At 73.2% G+C, this 14,229-nt stretch carries 13 protein-coding genes; 8 read left to right on the top strand and 5 right to left on the bottom strand.

Annotation, left to right across the window (positions count from 1 at the left end):
• Positions 1–276 precede the first annotated feature (276 nt).
• Both ACZ607_RS10950 and ACZ607_RS10945 read left to right on the top strand, forming a co-directional pair.
• The gene (locus ACZ607_RS10950) at positions 277–960 is read left to right on the top strand and encodes a TetR/AcrR family transcriptional regulator (RefSeq protein ID WP_469733958.1); all 684 of its coding nucleotides are present in this window, start codon (positions 277–279) and stop codon (positions 958–960) included.
• A gap of 40 nt (positions 961–1,000) precedes the next feature.
• Positions 1,001–2,140, top strand: a complete 1,140-nt coding sequence (locus ACZ607_RS10945) for an FAD-dependent oxidoreductase (RefSeq protein WP_469733957.1) — start codon at positions 1,001–1,003, stop codon at positions 2,138–2,140.
• An 85-nt stretch (positions 2,141–2,225) separates the two neighbouring features.
• On the opposite strand, the gene ACZ607_RS10940 is transcribed toward ACZ607_RS10945, so the two are convergent.
• Positions 2,226–3,890, bottom strand: a complete 1,665-nt coding sequence (locus tag ACZ607_RS10940) for an IclR family transcriptional regulator domain-containing protein (RefSeq protein WP_469733956.1) — start codon at positions 3,888–3,890, stop codon at positions 2,226–2,228.
• A 118-nt stretch (positions 3,891–4,008) separates the two neighbouring features.
• Here ACZ607_RS10940 and ACZ607_RS10935 point away from each other — a divergent pair, with 118 nt between their 5' ends.
• From ACZ607_RS10935 to ACZ607_RS10920, 4 genes are all read left to right on the top strand, one after another.
• Positions 4,009–4,779 (top strand): CoA transferase subunit A, encoded by a 771-nt coding sequence (locus tag ACZ607_RS10935; protein ID WP_469733954.1) that lies wholly within the window; start codon positions 4,009–4,011, stop codon positions 4,777–4,779.
• Entirely contained in the window at positions 4,779–5,429 is a 651-nt protein-coding gene (locus tag ACZ607_RS10930) for a CoA transferase subunit B (protein ID WP_469733952.1), read from the top strand. Before ACZ607_RS10935 ends, ACZ607_RS10930 begins: the two co-directional genes overlap by 1 nt.
• A gap of 185 nt (positions 5,430–5,614) precedes the next feature.
• Positions 5,615–7,438, top strand: coding sequence for a SpoIIE family protein phosphatase (locus ACZ607_RS10925; RefSeq protein WP_469733950.1), 1,824 nt, complete (start codon positions 5,615–5,617; stop codon positions 7,436–7,438).
• Positions 7,439–7,588: 150 nt separating this feature from the next.
• Positions 7,589–8,692 carry a serine hydrolase domain-containing protein gene (locus ACZ607_RS10920; RefSeq protein ID WP_469733949.1) on the top strand — a complete coding sequence of 368 codons (1,104 nt, stop codon included), beginning with the start codon at positions 7,589–7,591 and terminating at the stop codon, positions 8,690–8,692.
• A 40-nt stretch (positions 8,693–8,732) separates the two neighbouring features.
• On the opposite strand, the gene ACZ607_RS10915 is transcribed toward ACZ607_RS10920, so the two are convergent.
• A complete protein-coding gene (locus ACZ607_RS10915; RefSeq protein WP_469733947.1) occupies positions 8,733–9,308 on the bottom strand; it encodes a CGNR zinc finger domain-containing protein in 576 nt (191 codons plus the stop codon).
• A gap of 101 nt (positions 9,309–9,409) precedes the next feature.
• Here ACZ607_RS10915 and ACZ607_RS10910 point away from each other — a divergent pair, with 101 nt between their 5' ends.
• Both ACZ607_RS10910 and ACZ607_RS10905 read left to right on the top strand, forming a co-directional pair.
• Entirely contained in the window at positions 9,410–10,582 is a 1,173-nt protein-coding gene (locus ACZ607_RS10910; RefSeq protein ID WP_469733946.1) for an epoxide hydrolase family protein, read from the top strand.
• 46 nt (positions 10,583–10,628) lie between these two features.
• Entirely contained in the window at positions 10,629–11,084 is a 456-nt protein-coding gene (locus tag ACZ607_RS10905) for a VOC family protein (protein WP_469733944.1), read from the top strand.
• A 44-nt stretch (positions 11,085–11,128) separates the two neighbouring features.
• Here the strand turns inward: ACZ607_RS10905 and ACZ607_RS10900 are convergent, their stop codons facing one another.
• From ACZ607_RS10900 to ACZ607_RS10890, 3 genes are read right to left on the bottom strand one after another with little or no spacing between them, the layout of a single operon-like run.
• Positions 11,129–12,034, bottom strand: a complete 906-nt coding sequence (locus ACZ607_RS10900; RefSeq protein ID WP_469733943.1) for a Gfo/Idh/MocA family protein — start codon at positions 12,032–12,034, stop codon at positions 11,129–11,131.
• A 34-nt stretch (positions 12,035–12,068) separates the two neighbouring features.
• Positions 12,069–13,277, bottom strand: a complete 1,209-nt coding sequence (locus ACZ607_RS10895; protein WP_469733941.1) for an ROK family transcriptional regulator — start codon at positions 13,275–13,277, stop codon at positions 12,069–12,071.
• Positions 13,278–13,294: 17 nt separating this feature from the next.
• A complete protein-coding gene (locus tag ACZ607_RS10890) occupies positions 13,295–14,221 on the bottom strand; it encodes a carbohydrate ABC transporter permease (RefSeq protein WP_469734911.1) in 927 nt (308 codons plus the stop codon).
• Between the last annotated feature and the right edge of the window lie 8 nt (positions 14,222–14,229).

Here is a 14,229-nt window from a genome sequence, read left to right as displayed (position 1 = left end):
CTCGGACGTCGCTTCTCGGTACGACGGGGCCGGTGCGGCTCGCCACCCCTCGCATCCTCTGTTCCCCCGCTCCCCTCCGCACCCGGAGAGGGCCCGGCGGTGCGGTGAGGCCCGCGATGCGCGACGGGCGGTCCGGCGCCCGGCGCGGGTGACGGTGCCGTGGGCCCGTCGAGCGGTCGCCTACCCCGCGGCCCGGCAGGCACGCGCCGACGTGTGTGCGCCCGGCCGGACCATGACGAACTTGTTCGTTACGAACATGTTCGTTATGGTCGGAGGGTGACCCCGCGAACCCCAGCCCCCCGCAGCCGTCGCGAACGGCCGGCCAAGCCCGCCCTCACCCACGAGGCCATCGTCGACGCGGCGCTCCGCGTCATGGCCGACGAGGGACTCCAGCGCGTCACCATGCGCCGCCTCGCCCAGGAGCTCGACACGGGCCCCGCCTCGCTGTACGTGTACGTCGCCGGCACCGCCGAACTGCACGCCGCGATCCTGGAGGAACTGCTCGGCGCGGTCGACCTCTCACCGGCGACCGGCGAGGCCGACTGGCGCGACCGGCTGGCGCGGGTGCTGCTCTCGTACACCGGCGTCCTGTTCGACCATCCGGGCCTCGCCCATTCCGCCCTGGTGGCCCGGCCCTCCGGGCCGCACTACCTGGCGCTCGTGGAGACGGTCCTCGACCTCCTGCACCAGGGCGGTGTCCCGGACGGGCAGGCCGCCTGGGGGGTCGACGTACTCCTCCAGGTGGCCACCGCCACCGCGGCCGAGCAGTCCGCGCGCGCGGACGCCCCCGACGCCGAGGACGAACACCACGCGCTGGTCGAGGCATTGGGCCAGGCGTCGGCACGCACCCATCCGCGTATCGCCGCGCTCGGCGGCGACCTGGTCTCCGGCTCCCCGCACCAGCGTCTGGCCTGGATCTTCCGGGCGGTCGTCAACGGCACGGCCACCACCCCCCGCTGAGCCCCGCCACCGGCTCCCGGCAGAAAGCGAAGGCACCACCATGAACACCACCCATCACCCCGTCACCATCGTCGGGGCCGGCCTCGGCGGTCTGGTCCTCGCCAGGGTCCTCCATGTGCACGGCATCGGGTCCGCCGTGTTCGACCTCGACGCCGACCGGCACGCGCGCACCCAGGGCGGCATGCTCGACATCCACGAGGAGACCGGTCAGGCCGCGCTGCGCGCGGCGGGGCTGTACGAGGAGTTCCGGGCCAGGGTGCATCCCGGCGGCGAGGCCCTCCGCGTACTCGACAAGCGGGCCGACGTCCTGCTGGAGCAGAAGGACGACGGCGACGGCACCCGTCCCGAGATCGACCGGGGCGATCTGCGCGACCTGCTGCTCGACGCCCTTCCCGAGGGCACGGTCCGCTGGGGCGGCAAGGTCACGGACGCCGTGCCGCTCGACGGAGGGCGCCACGCGGTGACCCTCGCGGACGGCACCACGTTCACCACGGGTCTGCTCATCGGCGCGGACGGCGCCTGGTCGCGGATCCGCCCGCTGCTCTCGCCGGCGCGGCCCGCCTACACCGGCATCTCCTTCGTCGAGCTGGACCTCTTCGACGCCGACGACCGCCACCCCGGGTCCGCCGATCTGATCGGCGGCGGGATGTTCTTCGCCCTCGGTGACGGCAAGGGGTTCCTGGCCCACCGCGAGACGGACGGCAGCCTGCACGTCTACACCGCCCTGCGCGCGGCCGAGGACTGGCTGTCCACGATCGACTTCACCGACACGGAGGCCGCCAAGGCCACGCTGCTGGGGCACTTCACGGACTGGGCGCCCGGGCTGCGCGCGCTGATCACCGAGGCGGACGGGCCGCTGACCCCGCGGCTCATCCACGCGCTACCCGTCGGCCACCACTGGCAGCGCGTCCCCGGGGTGACCCTGCTCGGTGACGCCGCGCACCTGATGTCCCCGTTCGCCGGGGAGGGCGCCAACCTCGCGATGATCGACGGCGCGGAGCTGGGCCAGGCCCTGGCCGCGCACCCCTCGGACACCGGGACCGCGCTGTCCGTCTACGAGTCGGCCCTGTTCCCGCGGAGCGAGCGGACCGCCGCCGAATCCGCCAGGAGTCAGGACATGCTGTTCGACGCCCGGGCGCCCCAGCCGCTTCTCGACATGTTCGCCTCCGTCGAGGCGTGACCCCCGGGAACATCGTGACCCACGGAAACACCCCACGCGCCGGCCGGTCCGGCCGAGCGCCTGCCGGAGCCGTGACCGCGCCGGCTCACATCAACGGGACCTGGGCGAAACGGGCCGCGATGTGCAGTTCGGACTCGATGTTCCCTGCGGTGAGGCGCAGTTGGGGCAGCACCTCCTCCCGGCACGCGTCGATCGTCCGGCTGCTGCTGTGCATGGCCACATTGATGGACGCGACGGCCGAGCCGGCCCGGTCCCGGACGGGTACGGCGATCGAGCGCAGGCCCGCTTCGAGCTCCTCGTCGACCAGGGCGTACCCCTCGGCGCACGCGCGCTCCAGCGCGGCTTCGAGCTCGGTGCGCCGGGTCAGGGTGTGCGGGGCCAGGGGGCGCAGCTCCGCGTGGTCGAGGAGGGGTCCCAGTTCGGCGGGGGGCAGGTCGGCCAGCAGGACGCGCCCCAGGGAGGTGGCGTAGGCGGGGAAGCGGGTGCCGACGGTGATGTCGACGTCCATGATGCGGTGGGTCGCGGCGCGCGCCACGTACTGCACGGAGTCGTCGGTGAGGACGGCGAGGGACGCGGAGTCCTGGATCCGGCCGGCGAGCGCGGAGAGGTGCGGGCCGGCGATGCGCGCCAGGGTGGTGCGGGAGAGCGGGGGGTATCCGAGCGCCAGGACGCGGGGGGTCAGCCGGTGGTCGCGGCCGTCGGCCGTGACGTAGCCGAGGTGTTCGAGGGTGATCAGGGCGCGGCGCGCGGAGGCGCGGGAGAGGCCCGTCGCGCGGGCGACGGCGCTGAGCGTCAGGGCCGGGCCGCCGTCGCCGAAGGCGGTGATGACGGTCAGGCCCCGGGCGAGGGACTCGACGAACCCCCGGCCCAGCTCCTGCTTGGAGGCGGTGGTCCAGGAGGCGAGGGCTCCCCCGGAGGGCGAGGTGCCGGCGGGCGGTGGGTCCTCCAGCCGGCGCTCCATCGCCGATGCCGCGTCGCGCAGCCGGGGCAGGAGATCCTCGCGGAGCCCCCGCGCGGTGTGCCTGCTGGTGTGGCTGACCACGCTGAGCACACACGCGAAGCCTCCGGCGGGATCCCGTACGGGGACGGCGAGGGCGAGCAGGCCCGGTTCGATCAGCTGGTCGTCCACCGCCCAGCCGTCGGCCCGCGCCGCCGCCACCCGCTCCTCGAACCGGTCGTCCGCCGGGCAGGGGCGCTTCGGCAGGGACGGGAAGCCCTCGCCCTCCGGGTCCGAGGCCCGCCGCTCCCGCCAGGCCTGCCACTCCCCGGCCCCCCAGAGGGTGGCGAACAGCGTGCCCGGGGCGGTGCGTTCGACGGGGAGCAGGTCGCCGATGCGGAAGCGCAGGGACATCGCACGCCGGCGGGTGGCCTGGTGCACGAAGCGGATCCCGTCGCCGTCGGGCACGGCGAGGGACACGGTCTCGTCGAGCTCGTCCGCGAGTGCGTCGGCCCGGTCGCCGAGGAGGCCGGGCAGGTGGACCGACGAGAGATAGGCGTTGCCCAGCTCCATCAGGCGCGGTGCGAGGGTGACGGTCCTTCCGTCGATACGGACGTATCCCGTGCGGGCGAGCGTGAGCGTGACCCGGTCGACGGTCGAGCGGGCCAGTCCGGTGGCGCGCTCCAGGTCGCCGAGGGCGAGGGAGCCGCCGGCCTCGGTCAGCCGGCGCAGGACGGCGATGCCGCGCATCAGGGGCGCGACGGCCTCCGCGGGCACCTCCGCGCCGCGTCCGGTGGTCCGGCTCGTCGGCATCCGTTCCTCCCTCGGGCAGGCGCCCGGGCCGTTGACAGAGCTCCGGACCGGGCGGCAGACTCCTCGCATCATGGTGAAGGAAACTTCACCATGCGAACACTACTGGATGGACGGTCCCATGGACAAGGTGGTCGCGTCGGCGGCGCTGGCCGTCGCCGACGTGCCGGACGGCGCGTCGGTGGCGGTGGGGGGCTTCGGCCTCAGCGGTGTGCCGAACGTGTTGATCGACGCGCTGTACGCGAGCGGGGTCGGCGGGCTCGGGGTCGTGTCCAACAACTGCGGAGCGATGGACACCGGTCTCGCGGTGCTGCTCTCCGCGGGCCGCATCAGCCGGGTGACCGGCTCGTACATCGGCGCGAACAAGGAGTTCGCCCGGCAGTACCTCGGCGGTGAGCTGGAGCTCGAACTCATCCCCCAGGGCACCCTGGCCGAGCGCCTCCGGGCCGGCGGGGCGGGGATACCCGCGTTCTACACGCCCGCCGGGGTCGGCACACAGGTCGCCGACGGCGGGCTCCCCTGGCGTTACGACGGCGAGGGCGGGGTGTCCCTGGCCTCCCCCGCCAAGGAGGTGCGCGACTTCGACGGCACCGAGTACGTCCTGGAGCACGGCATCCGCACGGACTTCGCCCTCGTCAGGGCGGCGCGGGGCGACAGGCACGGCAACCTGGTCTTCCACCGGTCCGCGCGCAACTTCAACCCGCTCGCCGCCATGGCCGGCCGCATCACCGTCGCGGAGGTCGAGGAGCTGGTGGAGCCGGGCGAGATCGACCCGGACCACGTCCACCTGCCCGGCATCTTCGTACAGCGGGTGGTCGCGCTGACCCCCGGTCAGGCCGTGGACAAGAAGATCGAGAAGCGGACGATCACCGAGCGGGAGGCGCGGGACTGATGGCCTGGACGAGGAACGGGATGGCGGCCAGGGCGGCCGCGGAGCTGCGCGACGGCGAGTACGTCAACCTCGGGATCGGGCTGCCCACGCTGATCCCCAACCATCTGCCCGAGGGCGTGCACGTCGTCCTGGAGTCCGAGAACGGCATCCTGGGCACCGGCCCCTTCCCGTACGAGGAGGATGTCGACCCCGATCTGATCAACGCGGGCAAGGAGACGGTGACCGTACGGCCGGGCGCCTCGTTCTTCGACTCGGCGCTCTCCTTCGGCATGATCCGCGGCGGTCACATCGACGCCGCCGTCCTCGGGGCCATGGAGGTGTCGGCCCGGGGCGACCTCGCCAACTGGGCGGTGCCGGGGAAGATGGTGACCGGCATCGGCGGGGCGATGGACCTCGTGCACGGCGCCCGGCGCGTGATCGTGACCATGACGCACACCGCCAAGGACGGCAGCCCGAAGATCGTCGAGGAGTGCACCCTGCCGCTGACCGGCAGGGCGTGCGTCGACCGCGTCATCACGGATCTCGCCGTGCTCGACGTGACCCCGGACGGCCTGGTCCTGGTGGAGACCGCCCCCGGGGTGACCGCAGCCGAGGTCCTGGAGCGGACGGCCGCTCCGGTCCGTACGGCCGAGCGGACCTCGGAGAGGTAGGAAGGGGCCCCTCCCGAGCGGCGGAACGCGCCCTCCGGATGAATGATGGACGGCATGACCTCCCAGACCGTGATTCCGGCGGCGCGCCCGACGCCGCCCGTGCGGCTGCCGCCGGGCGGTCCGTGGTGCGGGAGGACGGCGAGCGGGGGCGGAGCGGTCCGCCCGGGGACGGCGGGGGCCGCTCGATGAGGTCCGCGGAGGGGCTGCTGGAGATCGGCTTCATGCGCACGGTCTTCGACAGTCTGGGCGCGGGGGTGTTCGTCACCGACCTCACCGGCCGGCTCACCGCGTGCAATCCTCGCGCGCAGCAGCTCCTGGGCCGTCCGCAGAAGGCGATGCTCGGCCACGACCTGCACGATCTGCTGCACCGCGGGCCGGACGGCGGCACGCTCCCGCGGAGCGGGTGCGGCATGCTGGCCGTCCTCGACAGCGGCCGGCCCGCCGAGGGCAGCGAGGAGCTGTTCCTGCGCGGGGACGGCACTCTGGTGCCGATCATCTGGGCGGCCACCCCGTTGCGGCACGAGGGGCGGATGGAAGGCTCGGTGGTCGTCTTCCACGATTTCAGCCTGCACCGTGACGCCGCCGAACAGACCGCGGCCCACCTCGCCGCCCTGGAGGGGCTCACCGCGCGGCTCACGATGGTGGCGGAGGTGTCGACGGTCCTCATCTCCACCCTGGAGACGCCGGAGATGCTGGACCGGCTGGCGGGGATGCTCGTGCCGGACATGGGCGACTGGGCCGCCGTCGACGTACGCAGCGGAGGGCACTCGGGCGAGATGCGGCGCGTCGCCGTCCATGCCCCTCACGACCCCCGTACGGCGGACGCTCTGAGGGGCCCCCTGCCGCCCCTGCCCGAGTCCACCCGTTCGGCCCTGGTCCAGGCGCTGCGGAGCGCCGAGCCCGTCTCCCTGGACGCCTCCGCCCTCGCGGAGGCGCCGGACAGCCCGCTCGCCTCCGCCCACCGGGAGCTCTTCGACCGGCTGGGCGGCAGTTGCGCCGTCGTGGTGCCCCTGTACACCCGGCGGCAGGTCTTCGGCGCGCTGACCGTGGCCCGGGTCGAGCCCGGCTCCTCGTACTCCGAGGCCGAGCTCTTCGTGCTCGCCGACATCGCGCGCCGGGCCGGCCTGGTCATGGAGGCCGGCGAGCTGTTCGAGCAGCAGCGCCATGTCGCGGAGACCATGCAGCGCCAGCTCCTCACCCCCCTGCCGCAGGTCGACCACCTGGAGCTGGCGGCGCGCTACCTGCCCGCCGAGAGCGCCGCGGAGATCGGCGGGGACTGGTACGACGCGTTCCTCCTCAGTGACGGCGTCCTGACGATGGTCATCGGGGACGTCGTCGGCCACGACCTCAAGGCCGCCGCCCACATGGCGGAGGTCCGCAACATGCTGCGCGCCCTGGCCTGGGACCGGACGGAGCCACCCAGCCTGATCATGCGCCGCCTGGACGAGGCCATGACCCATACGAGTGACGCCCCGATGGCCACCTGCGTCTTCGCCCGTATCGAGGGTGCCGAGGGCGGTCCCTGGCGGCTCCGCTGGGTCAACGCCGGGCACCCGCCGCCCCTCCTGATCACCGCGGACGGGAGCACCCGCTTCCTCGAAGCCGGCCACGGCCCTCTGCTCGGTCTCAGTTCGGCCCTGCACATGGGGCTGGGATGGCCCGACGCCGAGGCGGAGCTGCCGCCCCGGTCGACGCTCCTGCTGTACACGGACGGGCTCGTGGAGAGCCGGACGCGTGACATCGAGGCCGGCCTCGACACGCTGCGCCGGCATGCGGCGGCCCTGGCCCGCCGTGACATCGAGGACTTCCTCGACGAGCTCCTGCGGCGTATCGGCCCCAGCGGCGACGACGTCGCCCTGCTGGTCCTGCGCACCCCGGCGGCCGGCGTCGGCGCCGGTACGGGTGAGGCGCCGGCGCAGCACGCCCACAGCCCGGCCGCCGCCAACCGTGGCGCGCCCGGCTCCCGCATCGAGGACACGTCCGTCAGGGACACCTCCGAACCGGGCTGAACCATACGACGGGCCACGGCACAAGGGGGGTTGACGACACCTCCGATACGGGTCCGGGCCGCACTGATCTTCCGCGGGGAGCCTGGCAGGGTCGTCGGTGAGCGACCGACCGGCCCACGGGATCCGGGCCATGACCCAGGGGGAAGACCCATGCACCGCAAGCGCCTCGCCGCAGCAGTCCTGCTCGCCGCCACCCTGACCGGAGCACTCGCTCCCGTCGCGGCGGCCCGCCCCTCGGACCCCGTGCGGCGGCAGCTGGATCTGCTGGTGGACCACGACGGCGTGCCCGGCGCCCTGGCGTACGACGGAAAGGTGACGAGGACCGCCGGTGTCGCCGATCTGGTGTCGGGCCGCCGGATGCCCGGCGCCCAGGGCCGGTTCCGGCTGGCCAGCGACACCAAGGCGTTCACCGCGACCGCCGTCATGCGCCTGGTGGCGGACGGGCGGCTGGACCTGGACGACCGCGCCGGGGCCTACGTGCCCCAGCTGGCCGGAAGCGCCGTCACCGTACGGCAGTTGCTGAAGCAGACCAGCGGGCTCCCGGAGTACTCCGCGCTGGTCGACTGGTCCCGGGCGGGTACGCCGCAGGAGTATCTGGCTCTCGCGCTGGACGCGGGGCCCGTGTTCGAGCCCGGGGAGGACTGGGGCTACTCCAACACCAACTACCTGGTGCTGGGCATGGTGATCGACGAGGTCTCGGGCGTCGGCTTCCGTACGTATGTCGAGCGTACGATCCTGCGTCCGCTGCGCCTGGACGGCACCTACTGGCCCGCACCGGGCGAGCTGACCCTGCGCGGACCGCACGCCCGCAACTACGGAGTGCACCCCGCGCGGCCGGAGGCGGGCGTCGTGGACGTGACCGAGCTTCCCGGGTACGAGTTCGGCGCGTCCGGGGGGCTCGTCTCCACTCCAGAGGACCTCAACGCCTTCTGGGACGGCCTGTTCGGCGGCCGGCTGCTGCCGGGCTGGGCGCTGCGCCTGATGACCGGGGACACCACCGACATCGGGGGCAGGGACGTCTACCCGGCGGGCAGCCGCTACGGCTACGGCGTCGCCTCGGTCCCGCTCAGCTGCGGCGGGGCCTACTGGGGGCACGGCGGCGACCTGCCCAGCGGCTCGGTGGGCGGCGGCCGGGCCACGGGCGGTCGCGGGACCGTGACCGTCTACACCACGACCTGGGCGGCCGAGGGCGAGCCCCTGGCCCATCTCCAGGGTGCGGTGGACGCCGCTCTGTGCGGCGGGAGCCGGGGGTGAGCTGGGCCGTGAGCCCTCTCGGACGTACCGCGGGTGACGATCAGGGCGCCGATCCGGTGCTTTCGCGCCGGCCGGCATGGAAGCGCGCCTTCTTCTGACGATTCCCGCATGTGTTCATGTCACACCATCTGCGGGTGCGGCTCCGGCTGGTGTCGAAGAAGGCGGCTCGGCAGGTCGGTGACGCGCACAGCGCCAACCGGCCGTCCCGTTCGCCCGCGATGACGCTGATCGCGTCGGCGGCGATCACACCGAGGGCGTCCTCCACGCCGGAATCCGCGCCGAGCCGCCATCGCCGTCCGCCCTCGGGCGTCAGGATCGCCGCGGCCCGCCCCTGAGCGCTGCGGTCGTTGATGGTGCGGACGGCGGCTGCGGGGAGGGCGCCCTGGATCGCGGCCGCCGTCGCGGCGGCGTGGATCGACTCCCTCAGCTCCCGGGCGAGATCGAGCTGGGCCGTGGTGCAGGAGTCCACGGCTAGGCCGTACACCGCCAGCCAGTCGACGAGCCGGCCCGGCACCGGAATGCGTTCCACGGGGCTCCCCTGACGCTCCGACAGGGTCCCCGTGAAGCTGGTCGCCAGCACACTGCCGAGGCGGAAGTCAGGGTACGCGGCACACATGGAACCACCATAGCCGGTTGCAGCAGGGCTCGGAGAACTGCTAGAACCGTCATTGCCGGTTCCGACGAGCGTGGCCGGCTCCACGACGGCCAGGAGGTCTCATGCCCCGACCGACCAGCGACGTGCAAGCCTTCGAAGCCCGTGCCGATGACGACGAACTGGACGATCTGCGCGCGCGACTGGCGGCGGCGCGGCTGCCGGAGGCCGAGACGGTCCGTCACGCCGCGCCCGGCCCTCGCCGATGGGAGCAGGGCGTCCCTCTCGCCGACCTCGTCGACGTCGTGGACTACTGGCGCACCGGGTACGACTGGCGGTCGTTCGAGGCACGCCTGGACGCGATCGGCCAGTTCCGCACGACCATCGACGGTCTGGGAATCCACTTCCTGCACCGCCGGTCCCCCCGCGCGGACGCCGTTCCTCTGATCCTGACGCACGGCTGGCCGGACAGCGTCGTCCGGTTCATCGACGTGGTGGACGAGCTGGCGGATCCGAAGGACGCGGACGCACCGGCGTTCCACGTCGTGGTCCCCTCGCTTCCGGGCTTCGGCCACAGCGACAGACCGGCCACCACCGGGTGGGGAACCGAGAAGATCGCGGCCGCCTGGGTGGAGCTGATGGGAAGGCTCGGCTACGACAGGTTCGTGGCTCACGGCGGCGACTGGGGCGGCAACATCACCACGGTTCTCGGCGGCAGGTTCCCGGCGCACGTGCTCGGCATCCACACCACGTTCGCGGAGGGACCGCCCGGGCTGACGGCGGACGGGCTGACGGCGGTCGAGCGCAAGTGGGCGCAGGAGACCAGCGACTTCTGGCGCCACCGTGCGGCGTACGCGAAGCAGCAGGCGACCCGGCCGCAGACCATCGGCTACTCGCTGGTCGACTCACCCGTCGGGCTTCTCGCCTGGATCCTCGACAAGTTCGCCGAGTGGTCGGACACCGAGGACAGCCCGTTCGAGACGATCTCCCGGGACCGCGTCCTGGACGATGTCACCCTGTACTGGCTGACGCGGACCGGCGCATCGGCGGCCCGCATCTACCACGAGAGCCACAACGCGCTGGACCCCGGACTCCGGGTCGACGTCCCGGCGGCGCTCACCATGTATCCCCGCGACGTCGAGAAGTGCCCGCGTCCCTGGGCGCAGGAGCGGTACCGGCGGATCGTCCGGTGGAACTCACCGGCGGCCGGAGGGCACTTCCCGTCGCTGGAGGTGCCCGAGTACTTCGTCAAGGATCTGCGGGAGGGCCTCACTGCAGTGCTGGCCGCTCGCCGGTGACCGTCACGGAGCGCCGGCTGTCAGACCCGTCTGAGACGCTTTCGGCATGGAGATGACGCTGCAACTGACCATCGACTGCGCCGATCCGCAGAGGATGGTGGCGTTCTGGGCGGAGGCCCTGGGCTATGTGCCTGAGCCTCCGCCGGGCGAACACGCCACGTGGCGTGCCTACTGGGCGTCGATGGGCGTGCCCGAGGCGGAGTTGCCGGCCGGGGCCGGGGACATACCGGAGTCGATCGTCGACCCCGCGGGGCGAGGACCGAGGGTGTGGTTCCAACAGGTCCCGGAGCCGAAGTCCGCCAAGAACCGGTGGCACTTCGACCTCAAGGTCGGTGGGGGCCGTGACGTCCCGCTGGACGTCCGCGCCCGGCGGGTCGACGCTGCGGTGGACCGGCTGGTCGAGGCCGGTGCCACCGTCGTGCGGATCAAGGACGAGCCGTACGCGGGGGTCTACGCCGCCGCCCTGCAGGACCCGGAGGGCAACGAGTTCGACGTCGTCTGAGGGCCGTCGCGGCCGTGCGGTCACAGCCGTGGACGAGTGGCGGCTCAGCCGGCCGTGCGTGCGGCCATGTCCAGCAGCCGCTGCAGGCGCAGGCCGTGGGCGGCGTCGATGCCGGTGCCCTTCCCCGTACGGACCGCGGCGGCGAACTCGCGGCGGAGGACCGGCCAGCACTCCTCGTGGTCGATGCCCGCCGTGTCGTACACCAACTCCTCGCCGGGACCGAACAGTTCCACCCGGGTCCTGGCCCTGGGGAGCTGGACGCAGCCCGAGAGGGACGCCTGGCTGACCGCGCCGTTCTCGTGCTCGCAGGTCAGCTCGGTCCAGCGGCGCGGGTCCCCGGTCGCCCGTACGGAGACGATGGGGGCGACCGCGGTGTCCAGGATGTCCAGGAGGTGCGGGCCGAGGTCGAGCAGGGCGCCGTGTTCCAGCCGCCAGGACGTGGCGAACTCCCCGCCCAGGAACGCCCCGTGCAGATAGCAGGAGCGGGCTCCGGTGACCTCGCGGCCGGCCGCCTCGGCGAGGAAGGCGCGGGTGGCCGGATGGTAGCGCTTCGTCAGGACGAGCTGGGAGACCACCCCGTGTTCGGCGACGGCGTCGGCGACGGCGCGCGCCTCGTCGAGGCCTGAGCCGAGCGGCTTCTCCAGCAGGAGGGCGCGCCCGGCGGCCGCGGCACGTGGGGCGAGGGCGGCCTGCACGGCGGGCGGCACGGCGAAGGCGACCGCCTCGCACCGGTCGAGGAGTTCCTCGAAGGAGGCGGCGACCGGGGCCCCGTAGGCGTCGGCGACCTCGGCCGCGGCCTCCGGGCGGCGTGCCCAGACCGCGGTCAGTGAGGTCTCGGGCCCGGCCGCGAGCATGCGGGCGTGCATGGCGCGGGCCCACGGGCCCGCGCCCACGAGGCCGACGCGGACCGGTTCGTGGGGCCGGGTTTCCGGGAGGGGGGCGGTGGACATGGTGCTCTCCGTCGTTCTGCTGGGGGCGGTGCGCTCAGGCGCCGGTGCGGGCCAGGGCCGCGAGGCGGGCGTCGGCGCGTTCGGGTGCGTACAGGTGGTCGACGACCATGCGGGCGGCGCCGGCCAGGGCCGCGCGGTCGCCCAGGGCGGAGGTGACGACCTGGAGGTGGGCGGTGGTCCGGGGCATGGCGCGCTGGTAGATGAGTTCGCGGACCCCGGTGAGGAAGGGGGTGCCCGCGAGGTCGCCGCTCAGCATCAGGACACCGGGGTTGAGCAGGGTGACGACCGTGACCAGGACCTCGCCGACACGCTGACCCGCCTCACGGGCGAGACGCACGGCGTCCGGCTGGCCGGCGGCGAGGTGCTCGCGTACGTCGGATCCCGACGCGGTGGGCACACCGGCCGCGGTGAGCTGGCCCGCGATGGACCGGCCGCTGGCGACGGCGGCGAGGCATCCGTAGGACCCGCACATGCACAGGGCGTCGGGGCGGTCGTGCAGGCGGATGTGGCCGATGTCGCCCGCCCCTCCGTCGATGCCCCGGTAGACCTCGCCGCCGACGACGACGCCGGCGCCGATCCCCGTGGACGCCTTGACCAGGACGAAGGCGCTGCAGTCCGGGTGGCCGGCCCGCTGTTCCGCCAGGGCCATCAGATTGGCGTCGTTGTCGACGAACACGGGCAGGGGCCCCGCTGCCGGCATGGGGCCGATGTGCTCGGTCCAGGCCTCGCGGAGTCGTTCCCGTACGGGGAAGCGGTCCCAGCCGGGCATGATCGGCGGCTGCACGATCCGGGCCGACTCCCAGTCCACCGGCCCCGGTACGGAGAGGCCGATGCCGCAGACCCGCTCGGCCCCCACCCCCGCCTCGGCGAGCAGCGGCCCGAACCAGCGCGCCAGTTGGTCCAGGGCGCGGTCGGGGCCGTCGGCGATGACGAGGGTGCCGGTGTGTTCCGCGAGGACGGTGCCGGAGAGGTCGAGCGCGGCGACGCGGGCATGCCGGGTCTCCAGGTCCGCGACGAGCACCACGGCGTGCGCGGGGTCGAACTCCAGCCGGGCTGAGGGGCGTCCGCCGGTGGAGGTGCCGCTGACGTCGCGCAGCCAGCCCGCCCCGAAGAGCTGGTCGAGCCGGTGTCCCACCGTGGAGCGGGAGAGCCCGGTCGCCTGCTGGAGCTCGCCACGCGTGGTGGCCTCCCCGCTGCGGATGAGCCGCAGCAGATGCCCCGCGCTGGCCTGGTTTCCTGCCATCCCCGCCGTCCTCGCCCTCAGCCCTTGTCCGCACCGCTGGTCAGGCCCTCGGTGAGGAGCCGTTCGGCGGAGAAGAACAGGAGTACCACAGGGATGGTGAGCACGACCGAACCGGCCATCAGCACCGTCTTGGACACCTCGATGCCGTTGGCCAGTTGCTGGAGTCCCAGGGAGACCGTCCACCGTTCGGGGTCGGCGGCCAGGAAGAGCAGGGCGAACAGGAACTCGTTCCAGGCGATCATGAACACGTACAGCCCGGTGGCCATGAGGGTCGGCAGGGCGAGCGGCAGGATGATCCTGCGTACGGTCTGGAGCCGTGACGCCCCGTCGATCGCGGCGGCCTCCTCGATGCTGAACGGGATGGTGACGAAGTAGTTCTTCAGCATGTAGATGGAGACGGGCACGGTCTGCGCGATGTAGACGATGGCGAGCCCGACGAGACTTCCCGAGAGCCCCATCTTCGCGAACATGACGAAGAGCGGCACGGCCAGCAGGGTGGCCGGGAAGAGGTAGACGGCCAGGAAGAGGGCGCTGACCTGGCGGTTGCCGAAGAACTTCAGCCGGCTGACGGCGTAGGCACCCGGTACCGCGGCGGCCAGGGTGAGCAGGACCGTGGCGACGGCGACGAGCGCCGAGTTGAGCAGCATGCCGAGGAAGCCCTGGCCGCCGTCCTCGGAGGACTTGAGGACGCTCTCGTAGGTGCCGAGGGTGAACTCCTTCGCCGAGACCCAGAGGTTGCCCGGGTCGAGGAGCAGGGAGTCGATGGGCTTCACCGACAGCATCAGCATGTAGTAGAAGGGCACGATCGTGATCGCCGCGAGGAAGGCGATCACCACCCAGCGCAGGACGCCGAAGAACCGCTCCTCGAACTGGGCGCGGGTGAGCCGGGGCCGCCGGGGCGCCGGCAGCGGGCGGGCGGTGCGCTCCGCCTGTTCGCGGGTCATCGTCGGGG

Source organism: Streptomyces sp. NPDC104381 (assembly GCF_055583745.1).
Note: the sequence above shows the minus strand (reverse complement) of the source record. Positions and strands in the feature narration are given on the sequence as shown.

Bases quoted from the DNA above. Each gene is read 5' to 3' on its own strand.
- ACZ607_RS10945 (WP_469733957.1), top strand. From the start codon at position 1,001: ATGAACACCACCCATCACCCCGTCACCATCGTCGGGGCCGGCCTCGGC.
- ACZ607_RS10940 (WP_469733956.1), bottom strand. From the start codon at position 3,890: ATGCCGACGAGCCGGACCACCGGACGCGGCGCGGAGGTGCCCGCGGAG.
- ACZ607_RS10935 (WP_469733954.1), top strand. From the start codon at position 4,009: ATGGACAAGGTGGTCGCGTCGGCGGCGCTGGCCGTCGCCGACGTGCCG.
- ACZ607_RS10930 (WP_469733952.1), top strand. From the start codon at position 4,779: ATGGCCTGGACGAGGAACGGGATGGCGGCCAGGGCGGCCGCGGAGCTG.
- ACZ607_RS10925 (WP_469733950.1), top strand. From the start codon at position 5,615: ATGAGGTCCGCGGAGGGGCTGCTGGAGATCGGCTTCATGCGCACGGTC.
- ACZ607_RS10920 (WP_469733949.1), top strand. From the start codon at position 7,589: ATGCACCGCAAGCGCCTCGCCGCAGCAGTCCTGCTCGCCGCCACCCTG.
- ACZ607_RS10915 (WP_469733947.1), bottom strand. From the start codon at position 9,308: ATGTGTGCCGCGTACCCTGACTTCCGCCTCGGCAGTGTGCTGGCGACC.
- ACZ607_RS10910 (WP_469733946.1), top strand. From the start codon at position 9,410: ATGCCCCGACCGACCAGCGACGTGCAAGCCTTCGAAGCCCGTGCCGAT.
- ACZ607_RS10905 (WP_469733944.1), top strand. From the start codon at position 10,629: ATGGAGATGACGCTGCAACTGACCATCGACTGCGCCGATCCGCAGAGG.
- ACZ607_RS10900 (WP_469733943.1), bottom strand. From the start codon at position 12,034: ATGTCCACCGCCCCCCTCCCGGAAACCCGGCCCCACGAACCGGTCCGC.
- ACZ607_RS10895 (WP_469733941.1), bottom strand. From the start codon at position 13,277: ATGGCAGGAAACCAGGCCAGCGCGGGGCATCTGCTGCGGCTCATCCGC.
- ACZ607_RS10890 (WP_469734911.1), bottom strand. From the start codon at position 14,221: ATGACCCGCGAACAGGCGGAGCGCACCGCCCGCCCGCTGCCGGCGCCC.